Genomic DNA, 12,745 nt, shown 5'->3' on the forward strand with positions numbered 1-12,745 from the left:
TATCTACTTTAGGCTAAACAGTCCTGTTTAGGTGTCAACTCATTACAATATAGAGGATTGAGTGCACATTGAAGTTCATCAATTTGATCTTGTGTTACATAGCCCTTGCGTTTTAAATATTCTGCAACGCGATCATCTCTAAGACTTAAAAAAGCGGCATCATAAACTTTCAGATCAACAAAGAGTGCAGCCGTTTCAAGTCCATTAAAACGATCTAAAAACACCTCATTGCCATACATGAGAAAAATATGATCGAAATCTGCATATGCATCGATGCCTAATTGTTCTGCGAGTGCAAGCGGCGGTGTTTTGATAAAGAGTAAATCTGAAATTTCATCAAACTGCGTGGTATCAAGCGTATTTTCACCAGTTTTCACTTTACCAAGCCAAGCTTTAAAGACCAAAACGGCACCACCACGCAACAACATACTCCACACTTGATGACGCGTATGTTCATCTAAATCTCGGCATTCTGATGCTAAACGTTGAATAAGTTGATTTTCTTGTTGTGCCAATTTATCAAATAAACCTAAGCCTTGAGGGTGATAAGCTGCTGGTGTAAATACATCAAATTTTAATTGTTCAAAAACCTGTAAAGCCAAAGGTACTGCAGTTTGGTAAATCTGTTCCAAGGCACGTACATGTACATTTTTTAAGGATGTAGATGGAAAAATTTCTTGCCACTTGATTTCAGGCAAAATTGCATTGGCACCATATTGGCGATGAAATTCGTGATTACGATCTAAACCATGTGGCATAGCTTCTGAAATGTTCATTGCAAGACTCCATTTGATACTTTTATTCTCGAGAAAATTTGAGGCACTTTGATTTCTTTAATCGAAAGAAGATGTGCTGATGGCTAGATTTAGAATTATGTTGATTGCAATAAGAATAAGACTAAAGTATTAATTTTTAATTGATGAGTAAATTTGTCATCTAAAAACATGATTTTAGTAAACTTGTAACTATTTATTTTAAATGATATTTCAACTTTTGATGTGTTTTGCCATAGAAAATCGGACTTTGATTTTTTTGGTCAATTGCCAATGCTCTTTTTAGCTTTATTTTGTTCTCTTTTGCCACCTCTAAAGCTGAGATCTGCCAATCATTGTAAAGTACGGTGTGAATATGTATAAAAATCACCCAGATTTTCTTGAAAAAACTGGGTGATGAATGTATCAAAATATGACTATTTCGAATCTTATTTTGAAATTTTTAAACCTGATAACCATGAACGTAGAGAGGCAGGTTTGAGAGGTTTTTTCAATAGGACAATATTCAGCTCTTTGAGTCTTTGCGGAAGCTCAGGATCTGAATCAGCTGTAATCAATGCCACAGGCACATTTTCTTGACGCTGTTCTACAATAAAATCTAATCCTATTTTATTTGAATTCAGGTGTTGATCGACCAACCAAACTTGAATGTTCTCTTGTTGAATAATCTCAAGCGCTTGTTCAGGTTCTGTGGCTTTAAACACTTGATAACCCCATTTAGTAAGCAAAGTTGCCATGCCTTCTAAAATAGTTTCATCATTATCTAGACATAAAATTTTATACGCTGCAGATTTTAATGGTGTGGCTTGAACTGGTGCAGCCACAATCTTCGGTGCATCGATGAGTGGGACTTCAATCATAAAACATGAACCCTTACCTAACTCCGAATACACATGCACAGGATAACCCAACATGCTGGTCATTCTCTGAACGATGGCGAGTCCAAGACCTAAACCTTGTTCACCCCATGGCGAGGTATGTCCACAACGTTCAAACTCTTGGAAGAGTTTAATACGTTGTTGTTCAGCAATCCCTGGACCAGTATCCCAAACACCAATACGAATATGGTTTGCTCTTTCTGCTGAACGTAACACCCCAACAATTACACGACCTTTTGCTGTGTATCTTAGGGCATTACTGACAAAGTTTTGAATAATACGGCGAATCCATTGAGGATCTGTATCAATCCAGAACTTCACGTCATGCACTCGGAAGGAGATCGCTCGTTGTGCTGCAATTGATTTAAATTGTAGTTCTAAGTCACTCAATAGGTCATGTAATGGATAGGCTTGTCGTTTAGGTTGTATTGTTCCACCTTCTAAACGTGCAATGTCTAATAATGCAGAAAGCATACTCTCTGCACCATGTAAGGCACGATCGAGTTGCTGTAGCGTTTTAGCATCTTCTTCATTTTGAATGCTTTGTTCTAATGCCGTACTGAATAACCGTGCAGCGTGCATAGGTTGAAGTAAATCATGACTTGCTGCAGCAATGAATCGACTTTTTGACATATTGGCTTTGTCAGCTTGTTCACGTGCCAATTGTTGTTCTGCCAAGGCATTGGCAAGTTGTTGAGTGCGATCTTGAACGCGTCCTTCAAGTAGTGCTTCAGTTTCTCGGAATGCCGTAATATCAGCAAATGTCGTCACGAAGCCACCGCCTTCGATTGGATTTCCTCGCATTTGGATAACACGACCATCTTTACGAATACGTTCAAACTCATGAGCGCTACCTACTTTCATCCAATGAATACGTTTACGTACGTGCTCTTCAACGGAACCAGGTCCACATTCACCGCGCTCTGCGTTGTATCGGATCAAGTCTGCAATCGGGCAGCCCACATATACCAAATCTTTTGGATAATCGAATAAAACGAGATATTGATTATTCCATGCGACTAAACACATGTTTTCATCGACAACACTTACCCCTTGGGTCATGTGGTCGATCATGGTCATAATTAGATTTTGGTTAAAGCGTTGCCATTGTGATGCTTGGTCTAGAATATTAGCGACCTGTCCAAGTGCTAATCCATTGTTAACCATGGCTGTAGTGAGTAGGGTACGTGCCGATGCAGCTCCAATTGTGCCAGCAAGATATTGTTCAGTGAAACGCCACCACATCCCATTGGCACTGCTGTTTTCGTTTAATATCACATTATTGGATAAGCAGAATTGATTAAACGCATGCATGGTCGGACCTTCACCCGTAATCCGTTTGGCAAGCGTGATCAGGTCACCCACTTTTAATCGTGCGACATCATGATGTAAATAATTAACTTCATTTGAGGTTTGTTGCGTTTGTAGGGGTTTTGTTTCGTAATAGAAGAAACTTTCTGCCTGTATTTGCTCAGCAATACTTGGACGATAAATTCGTGAGATCCAGATGTAGAGCACGATATTTAAGCCAAGTGACCAAATTACACCATGTGTTAATGGCGCAAATGATTCAAAACCAAGTAATGCTTCAGGCTTTAATAAGTCAAATCCCAGAGGGCCAAACATCAGAAACGAATAAGTAAATTGATAATATTCATCTGGTAAACTTCTTAAAATTGTTGGTAAGAGCAGTGTGTAACTCCACATCACAAAACCAACGATGAGACCTGCATAGACCCCTTGTTTACTTCCACCACGCCAGTACAACCCCCCAATAAGTGCAGGTGCAAACTGTGCAACAGCACTAAATGCCAAAAGACCAAATACTGACAGCTGATCAATGTCATTAAAGAAATGGAAGAATAAGAATCCAAGTAGCATGACCGCCAAAATACATACGCGACGTGTGAATTTCAGCATTCGAGGTAAACGCTTGTCATGACGAGAAATCCAACCCAAGCGCCATAGCGCAGGCATAATCAAGTCGTTACTGAGCATGATTGAGAGTGCGACTGAAGAGACTAAAAGCATACCAGTTGAAGCCGAAAATCCTCCAAGGAATGCTAAGAGCGTCAGCCATTCTTGGTTATAGCTCAAAGGCAGTGACAGCACGGCAACATCAGGGACTGCCATGTATTCTGGTGCAGCATGAAGTGCCCAACTTGCAATCGGAATAATCGCGACAACGGTTAAAATGATGTAAGCGGCAAACCATCTGCGCGCACCACGAATATGTTTTTCATCACGTAATTCAACTACAGCAACATGAAACTGGCGTGGCAAACATATAATCGCTAATGCTGCTAAAAGTGTTTGAATCCAAAAGGTATCTGGCACGCCCATCAGTTGAATTTCATGGAAGGTTTTGGATACGTCTGCGGAAACTTGAATGAGGTTTTCGGGGCGTTCAAATAAAAAGAAAAAAGCGACACAGAGGAGTGCAAATAATTTAACAAAGGATTCAAAAGCGACTGCCAGCATTAAACCGCCATGCTGTTCGGTGTTGGCAATCTGACGTGTACCAAACATCATAGCCAAAATTGCGAGAACCCCTGTAAGTGCAAGAACACCATTGGTGGTCAGATTCATCACTTCTGAATCTTGTTGCAACATCACGGATGCACTGAGTGCAATGGCTCTCAGTTGTAAGGCAAGATAAGGAATGATGGCGATCACGGCTAAAATGGTGACGAGTGAGGCGAGAGGTCCGCTTTTGCCATAACGTGCTGCCACAAAGTCAGCAATTGAGGAAATAGCATGGTGCTGACGTACCCGACCTAAGCGACGCCAAATATCATAACCAAACCAGACAAACAGAAGTGGGCCTAAGTAGATTGGAAGGAAAATGATCCCTTCACGAACAGCAGCACCCGTTGCGCCGTAGAATGTCCAAGACGAACAGTACACGCCTAAGGTCAAACTAAACAATAACATGCGTCCACGTGGGCTGAGCCGACTGGCATGTTTTTCACCAAAAAAGGCGCAAATAAAAAGGATGAGGATGTAGAGGGCGAGTACCCCAATAATCAACCAACTGTTCATAGGACTTACACTTGAGAATCTCGTGTAATGATAACGCATCCATGAACTGTCACGTTCAAATTGATCAAAATTTAGCGACCAAAGTCTAAATTACAACCAATGCAAAATCTTGCTAATTTAAAAATCGGAATAATTTAAATAAAAAAAATGACCTACGGTTGGGTCTCATATGGAGTCTTGTTTATGGATGAGAGACAAGTAGAGCAAATTCTACAGAATCCCAAATTCAAAGAAATGGTCAAAAAGAAAAGCACACTGAGCTGGACATTGACAGGCATTATGCTGTTTGTCTACGTTGGTTTTATGCTTTTAGTTGGCTATAACAAAGAATTTTTATTGTCATCGCTTTCAGGTGGTGTAACCACTTGGGGTATCCCTCTAGGATTAGGCATCATCGTGCTGTCTTTCTTGTTATGTGGTGTGTATTCGTACATTGCCAACAATAAGCTCGATCAATTAAACGAAGAAGCTATGCGCGAAGTTGAAGCCATCACTCACGAGAAGGGACTACACTAAGATGAAATGGAATTCTTTACTCACATTTGCAGGGACTGCAATGTTATCTGGATTGGCATTCGCAGGTCCTGATTTAGGTGCAGCAGAACAACAAGCAACAAATTGGCCTGCGATTATCATGTTCTTGATTTTCGTCGGTGCAACGCTGGGGATTACCAAATGGGCAGCTAAACAAACCACAAACACCAAAGATTTCTATACCGCAGGCGGTGGAATTTCTGGTTTCCAAAATGGTTTAGCCATTGCTGGTGACTATATGTCCGCAGCATCGTTCCTTGGTATTTCTGCGATGGTTTTCCTGTCAGGTTTCGATGGCTTACTCTATTCACTTGGTTTCATGGTAGGTTGGCCTATCGTACTTTTCTTGATAGCAGAGCGTTTGCGTAACTTGGGTAAATACAATTTATCTGACGTTGTATCATTCCGTTTACAAGAAAAACCTGTACGCACACTGGCAGCGTTAAGCTCTCTTGTTGTTGTTGCATTCTACTTGATTGCCCAAATGGTCGGCGCTGGTCAGTTGATCAAGCTTCTGTTTGGCTTGAACTATAACATTGCTGTCGTCATCGTCGGTCTGCTTATGATGGCATACGTTATGTTTGGCGGTATGTTAGCGACAACATGGGTGCAAATCATTAAGGCAGTGATGTTGTTGTCAGGTGCTACCTTCATGGCATTTATGGTGATGAAAGGCGTTGGCTTTAGCTTCACCAATATGTTCGAGCAATCGATTCAAGTCTTCTCTAAAGTACATGATTTAACCTTAGATGATGCAACCAAAATCATGGGACCAGGTAGTCTGGCATCAAACCCAATTGATGCGATTTCTCTTGGTTTAGCATTGATGTTTGGTACAGCTGGTTTACCACATATCCTCATGCGTTTCTTCACAGTAAAAGATGCGAAAGAAGCACGTAAATCAGTTGTTGTTGCAACAGGCTTTATCGGTTACTTCTATCTTTTAACTTTCATCATTGGTTTCGGTGCGATTCTCTATGTATCGAACAACCCACAATTCCTTGATATTGCGAAAATGGCAGTAACTGGCAAGCTAGAGCTTGTTGGTGGTAATAACATGGCTGCGGTTCACTTGTCTGATGCTTTAGGCGGTGACTTGTTCATGGGCTTCATTTCAGCGGTTGCATTTGCCACGATTCTCGCAGTTGTTGCAGGTTTAACGTTGTCAGGTGCTTCAGCAATTTCACATGACTTATATGCGAACGTATTGAAAAAAGGACAAACTACACCTGAATCTGAACTTCGTATGTCTAAAATCGCGACTTTAGGTCTTGCGATCTTTGCGATGATCTTGGGTATCTTGTTCGAGAAACAAAACGTTGCCTTCATGGTAGGTTTAGCATTCTCTGTTGCTGCATGTGCAAACTTCCCAGTGCTTGTACTTTCAATGTTCTGGAAAGGTTTAACAACGCGTGGTGCAGTTGCCGGTGGTGTTGTTGGATTAGTTTTAGCGGTTGTACTCATCGTACTTTCTAAAGCAGTTTGGGTAGATACGCTTGGTATTTCTGATACACCAATTAATCCATATAACGGTCCTGCATTATTTGCGATGCCTTTAGCATTCTTCTTCTGCTGGTTGTTCTCTGTGACAGACAATTCTGCACAAGCGCAAGCAGAACGTAAAGCATTTGATGCACAGTTTGTACGTTCACAAACAGGTATTGGTATTTCTGGTGCGTCAGACCACTAAACCATACTGATCATGATAAAAAGCCCCTTTAAGGGGCTTTTTCTTTACCAAATTTCTATTTTAAATGACATACAATCTATCAACTGTCCGCTATGCTTTCATTCAAACAAAACAATAAAAATAGTTGGAGTTTAGATGAGTTTAATATGCCGCGCGATACGTGATCTCGTACGTTTACCATCCGCTTGTCTACTGATTTTACAGCTGCTGATTTTATTCCTCGCAGTGGTATCAAGTCATGATTTGGCTTATCGCTCCATGACTTGGATTCTCGGTGCTTTAGTCCTTCTCATTATTGCTAAAGTCATCAAAATGACCCCAATTTTTAGTGCTGTAGGTTTATTTGGGGTATTAGGAGCTCTCATTTTTTCTTTCTTGATTCTGATTGGATATCATCAAGCCTATATTCAAATTACAGCGCATGTATTTGAAGTTATCGCGTATACGACAGCGGCTTATGGTTTGGTTCGATATATGTTCGAAGACCGCTATTTGACCAAAGATGAATTATTTGCGGCAGCAGCTGTTTTTACTTTAATTGCATGGAGTTTCGCATTTTTATATAGCATCTGCCAGCTATATGACCCACTGAGTTTTAGCATAACGCCTGAACAATCTGTTCAACATAGTTGGTTAGATTTGTTGTTTCTTAGTTTTAGTATTCAGTCGGCAACAGGTCTTTCAGATATTATGCCCTTGAGTCCGCTAGCGAGACTGATTGCCATGATTCAAATGTTTAGTGGAGTCATGTATCTGGCTTTGATTGTTTCGCGTTTAATTGCATTGCAATACATTGCTCATTTGCCAAAGCATCAGGATGATTAAAACAGAACGTTACATCTTGCTAACGGCATTCATCTGCAAAATCATGAATAATAAGTACTTAGATCAAAAAACAGTCTCCGATGCTCTATATTGAGCCGATTTTTCTATGCCGTCTTTGATGAAACTAACTCGGCTTTGTATGAGGTTGAGGATAAATGATCTCATTTCATATAGCGTTTTATCCAGTTTGAAGCGTTTCACCGAAAAATAAATATATAGGGGAATTATGTCTTCTCAGCATCCTTCATGGTATTCAAATGTGAATCCACGTGTTTTTATCAGCACGGTACTCATTATTTTTGTATTTTTGGCCACTGTGGTGTTATCTCCTCATGGTTTTGAATTAGTTACTCAGCAACTGAACCAATGGATTACGGATTCTTTTAGTTGGTTTTATGTTTTAGCAGTTGCCATATTTCTGATCGTGCTGGCTTATATCGCAATTTCTGACTACGGCAAAATCAGGCTCGGTCCAGATCATAGCCAACCGAGTTACAGTAATAGCTCTTGGTTTGCAATGCTCTTTACCGCAGGTATGGGGATTGGCTTGATGTTTTTTGGGGTAGCAGAACCTGTAATGCATTATGTCTCTCCGCCAGTCGGTGATGGAGAAACGGTTATGGCAGCGCAGCAAGCGATGCGAGTGACTTTCTTCCACTGGGGACTTCATGCATGGGGAATCTATGCATTGATTGGATTGTCCTTGGCCTATTTTGCTTATCGACATCAATTACCTTTAAAAGTACGTTCCGCGCTTTATCCGATCATTGGAAAAAAAATTCATGGTCCCATGGGGGATGCAGTAGACACATTTGCCACGATTGGAACAGTATTTGGTGTGGCGACAACGTTGGGTTTTGGTGTAACGCAAATTAACTCAGGCTTGAATTATTTATTTGATATTCCTCAATCAGCAAGTACTCAAGTGATACTGATCATTATCGTCAGTTCATTGGCATCACTGTCCGTTTTTCTAGGTTTAGAAAAAGGAATTAAACGGTTGTCTGAGTTGAATTTGGTATTGGCAATAAGTTTATTGCTCTTTGTATTCTTCGCGAGTTCTACCATTTATCTTTTGCAAACCACAATTCAGAACATGGGTCAGTATGTTTCTAATCTCTTTACCATGACATTTAATTTATATGCTTATCAACCCAATGGTTGGATTGGTGGTTGGACGATTATGTATTGGGCATGGTGGATCTCATGGTCACCATTTGTCGGGATGTTTATCGCACGTGTGTCACATGGAAGAACCATTCGAGAGTTTATTGTTGGGGTTATGTTGATTCCTACTGGATTCACACTCATTTGGATGGGCTTTATGGGGAATGCTGCGCTCTCCAGTATTATGCAAGAAGGCAATGAAGCACTGATGCTAGCAGTACAGAAGGATTCTTCGGTTGCATTATTCGAATTTTTAAATAGCTTACCACTCGCTTCAATCATGAGTGTAGTAGCAACATCGCTGGTTATTTTATTCTTTGTCACTTCAGCGGATTCAGGTGCATTAGTTACAGACTATTTGACGGCTAAAGGTGAAGGTTCACCGACATGGCAACGACTCTTTTGGACGGTGCTTATGGCGGTATTGGCAATTGTATTATTATTGGTCGGTGGGCTTGGTGCTTTACAATCTGCGACCATCATGAGTGCGTTGCCATTCTCCGTCATTATGCTTTTTATTTGTTGGGGATTACTCAAAGCCTTAAAAGTAGATTTAATTAAAATGAATGCTCTGCAAGAGGCGAGAATTACACCTCGAGCAATTCATCAACCACGGAGTTGGCAAAAACGCTTAGGATTGATTATGCACTATCCTCATTCTAAGGAAGAGGTTGATGTATTTATTGAATCTCAAGTATCTCAAGCATTAGAGCAAGTGCAGAAAGAGTTCAAGAGAAGACAGTTTAAGGTTAGTGTAAATCGATTGGGTGAAGGGGTAGAGTTGAGGGTAGATCATCATGACGAGTTGAATTTTGTATATCAAGTGATGTCACAAAGAACAACGCCACCAAGCTTTATGCCAGACACAATGGTGACTGAGCAGGACTATTATCAAGCAGAAGTCTTTTTAAGAGAGGGTGGACAGGCCTATGATGTGATGGACTGGACACAAGAAGACTTAATTCAAGATGTCATTGATCAATATGAAAGACATTTACATTTCTTAAGTGTAATTCGTAGCCCTGAGTAACTAGTGACTGATAAAAAAAGGACGCATTATGCGTCCTTTTTTGATTCTGTATCTAATAATTTATTAGAAACGGAATTTAGCATTTAAGCCAACAGTTTCAGTATCACGGCTAGAACCATTTTCAGCGTTAGCATTTACATAACTTGCACCAACAGCTACAGCTGGAGTGATGAAGTAGTTTACGTTAGCACCGATAGCTGAGCTTGGAGTGTCATTAAAGCTTGATTCAGTATAAGAAACGCCTGCGCTTAACTGTGGATTGAAGTAAAGGTCAGATTTTAATTGGTAAAGTGTATCTTCACCGTATACTAAACCAGCTTCAAAGCCAACAGACATATTTGTATCAGTGATGCCGCCTACATATTTAGTACGAGCTGTGATCGCATCTTGATCTTCAGCAATAGTACCTGTTTCAAGTGCTGAGAATACGCTGCCGTTGTTGATTGCTTTAAAGACATCAAAAGAGTATTGATCAGCAACGCTTGTATAACCTACAGCAACTAAGAAGTTTGGAAGTAACATTGCACCAAGTTCTAAAGCATAACGATCGCCGTTACCATCTGCTAATTTAGCAACTTGTGGGTGGTTTAATGGGTTGTTTGCAGTGAAGTCATTTTTAGCATCAGTTTTTGAGTGGCTATATGACGCGCTTGCATATAAAGGAATAAGTTTAGTTGGGATATAAGCTTCAGCTTTTGCACCATAGTTATGTTGCTGAGCTTCAACTTTCTGATTAGCAGCTTTAATATCAGCAGAATATTCACCGAAGTTATAAGCAACAGAAACATTAGATGCTTGATTTAAGAAAGCCGCTTCAGCTAAAGGACCTTTAGTTGAGTCTACATTCTTGAAGTAGTAAGTACCTTGAACAGAACCAGTATAGTTATCATTGTTCAATGAGTCATCAAAGTATTCAGCAGCGCCTTGTACTTCAACTTGATATGCGTGTGCCCCAGTCATTGCTACTAATAAAGCAGTGGCTAAACTAATTTTTTTCATAATAGTTACCAAATAAATGTCGAATGAATATGCAGTAAATATTGTATTGTAACAATGTATTAAGTCAATGATCTTTAAGGTAATAGCCTGCTGGTCTAAATTTATTTTGTGTGTTATGTCTTTATACAAGAAGATTAAGAACATGAATTTTTGAACATTTTATTCAAAAATAACAATGTGATAAGGAGATTTTCAAGGTCGATTAAGCTAAAAAAATTGCATCGAAATTATACAAAAAAAAGATTATTAGAATCGGATAAAACGTATAAAGAAAATGTTAATTTACATGAAATTTAAGATTTTCGTTTAATTTTAACTCATTTGAAAATAAATAATGTGACTTTTTTCACCTACTTGGTTGTAAAGTGTTAGGTCGATCCGGAATTTCAAAGGGTTACGATGTTTGCAATTTAAGTTAATTTTCACATAATTACATGCTCGTTAACTAAGTTTTTTTTTATATTTAAATAAATTGAGTTTTACCTTTTAGATTTACTAAATATTATAGTGGTTATTTCTCTTATATACCCAGCTTTCCCCAAGGCTGGGTTTTTTTTAACTTATATTTATTGCACTATTATAGTGCATAATTGGGTGTATTCTTTATCAATATTGAGCAAAAAAAAACCTAGTTTTCATAGAAAACTAGGTTTTTTCGCCAAAACTTGAGGGAAATACAGAAATTCTGCTGAGGTATATTTCTATCTCGCCCTAATGTGGGGCATTATGCACCAGCATATTGCACATGTAAATATTATTTTTAAAAAAAGTGTTAAAAATAGACAAAAAAATTGGAAATAATCTGTCAAAATTGAATTAAATGCATTGGTCAAATTGGAACATTGAATTGAAAGGAATCTACGTTGTTGCACTTGTTTTAACGTCTGTTTTTTTATCTGCCTGCCAGGCCTTAGATCATATTAATCCGAGAACAAAAGCATACGATTTAAAAGACGATTCAATGCTGAATAGCAGTGAATCAAAGAATCAGCATCATATTGAGACCCTATTTAATCAGCAAAATATTCAAGGTGTATTTCTCACCTATGATGGCAAACACGTTAAAACTTACGGTTCTGATCGAACAAGAGCAAAAGAAAACTTTATCCCTGCATCCACTTTTAAAATAGTGAATGCTTTGATTGGATTAGAACATCAAAAATCAACTCGGTATGAAGTGTTTAAATGGGATGGAAATAAGCGTTCATTTGATAGTTGGCAACGTGATTTTACGCTTGGTGAGGCCTTACAATCATCTGTTGTACCTGTGTATCAAGCCTTAGCACACCGTATTGGACCAACATTGATGCAACAGGAATTAATTCGAATTCAGTATGGAAATGCAAAAGTCGGGGATGAGATAGATCAGTTTTGGTTAAAAGGTCCTCTAGAGATTACACCTGATCAACAAGTTAAATTTGTTTATAGATTGGCACAGTTGTCATTGCCGTTTCGTAGAGATGTACAACAAGATGTAAGAGACATGATGTATGTCGAATCACGTGGTGCGAATAAGCTATATGCCAAAAGTGGTTGGGGAATGGATATTGAGCCTCAGGTGGGCTGGTATGTGGGTTTTGTAGAACAAGCCAGCGGTCAAGTCACTGCCTTTGCATTAAATTTAGAAATGAAAAATGGTGATAAAATTCAGCAACGGAAGGAAATCACTTTAGATATTTTAGATCGACTTGGTTTATTTCATTATTTACGTTAAAAGTCATATAAAAGATAAAAAAACCCAGCCGATTGGGATGGCTGGGCTGAAAAAGGATGTTCTGTATGTGGGAGAAACATCCGAGGGTAGAAC

Annotated in this window: 8 protein-coding genes; 5 read left to right on the plus strand and 3 right to left on the minus strand. The window is 39.2% G+C overall.

The features are described 5' to 3' along the window. Window positions 1–8 precede the first annotated feature (8 nt). On the minus strand, window positions 9–776 hold the full coding sequence (locus tag AC1M9K_RS06395; protein ID WP_035265786.1) for a hypothetical protein: 768 nt from the start codon (window positions 774–776) through the stop codon (window positions 9–11). A gap of 425 nt (window positions 777–1,201) precedes the next feature. Next, window positions 1,202–4,693, minus strand: a complete 3,492-nt coding sequence (locus AC1M9K_RS06400) for a hybrid sensor histidine kinase/response regulator (RefSeq protein ID WP_481588812.1) — start codon at window positions 4,691–4,693, stop codon at window positions 1,202–1,204. 183 nt (window positions 4,694–4,876) lie between these two features. Here AC1M9K_RS06400 and AC1M9K_RS06405 point away from each other — a divergent pair, with 183 nt between their 5' ends. From AC1M9K_RS06405 to betT, 4 genes are all read left to right on the plus strand, one after another. Further along, a complete protein-coding gene (locus AC1M9K_RS06405; protein WP_035265779.1) occupies window positions 4,877–5,209 on the plus strand; it encodes a DUF485 domain-containing protein in 333 nt (110 codons plus the stop codon). Window position 5,210: 1 nt separating this feature from the next. Continuing rightward, complete coding sequence (locus AC1M9K_RS06410) at window positions 5,211–6,917, plus strand: cation acetate symporter (protein WP_180028478.1); 1,707 nt, start codon at window positions 5,211–5,213, stop codon at window positions 6,915–6,917. 135 nt (window positions 6,918–7,052) lie between these two features. Continuing rightward, the gene (locus AC1M9K_RS06415; protein ID WP_481588813.1) at window positions 7,053–7,742 is read left to right on the plus strand and encodes an ion channel; all 690 of its coding nucleotides are present in this window, start codon (window positions 7,053–7,055) and stop codon (window positions 7,740–7,742) included. A 226-nt stretch (window positions 7,743–7,968) separates the two neighbouring features. After that, complete coding sequence (gene betT, locus AC1M9K_RS06420; RefSeq protein WP_481588814.1) at window positions 7,969–9,939, plus strand: choline BCCT transporter BetT; 1,971 nt, start codon at window positions 7,969–7,971, stop codon at window positions 9,937–9,939. Window positions 9,940–10,002: 63 nt separating this feature from the next. Here betT and omp33-36 read toward each other — a convergent pair whose 3' ends face one another. After that, window positions 10,003–10,938 (minus strand): porin Omp33-36, encoded by a 936-nt coding sequence (gene omp33-36, locus AC1M9K_RS06425; RefSeq protein WP_180028475.1) that lies wholly within the window; start codon window positions 10,936–10,938, stop codon window positions 10,003–10,005. Between the two features lie 820 nt (window positions 10,939–11,758). Here omp33-36 and blaOXA point away from each other — a divergent pair. Beyond that, window positions 11,759–12,652: a class D beta-lactamase gene (blaOXA, locus tag AC1M9K_RS06430; protein ID WP_481588815.1), complete on the plus strand. Its 894-nt coding sequence runs from the start codon at window positions 11,759–11,761 to the stop codon at window positions 12,650–12,652. Window positions 12,653–12,745: the final 93 nt, after the last annotated feature.

The sequence above is a fragment of the Acinetobacter sp. 24-47-67 genome, assembly GCF_056779735.1.

Coding starts and splice junctions, on each gene's coding strand:
- AC1M9K_RS06410 (WP_180028478.1), top strand. CDS start 5,211: ATGAAATGGAATTCTTTACTCACATTTGCAGGGACTGCAATGTTATCT.
- AC1M9K_RS06405 (WP_035265779.1), top strand. CDS start 4,877: ATGGATGAGAGACAAGTAGAGCAAATTCTACAGAATCCCAAATTCAAA.
- AC1M9K_RS06400 (WP_481588812.1), bottom strand. CDS start 4,693: ATGAACAGTTGGTTGATTATTGGGGTACTCGCCCTCTACATCCTCATC.
- blaOXA (WP_481588815.1), top strand. CDS start 11,759: ATGCATTGGTCAAATTGGAACATTGAATTGAAAGGAATCTACGTTGTT.
- betT (WP_481588814.1), top strand. CDS start 7,969: ATGTCTTCTCAGCATCCTTCATGGTATTCAAATGTGAATCCACGTGTT.
- AC1M9K_RS06415 (WP_481588813.1), top strand. CDS start 7,053: ATGAGTTTAATATGCCGCGCGATACGTGATCTCGTACGTTTACCATCC.
- AC1M9K_RS06395 (WP_035265786.1), bottom strand. CDS start 776: ATGAACATTTCAGAAGCTATGCCACATGGTTTAGATCGTAATCACGAA.
- omp33-36 (WP_180028475.1), bottom strand. CDS start 10,938: ATGAAAAAAATTAGTTTAGCCACTGCTTTATTAGTAGCAATGACTGGG.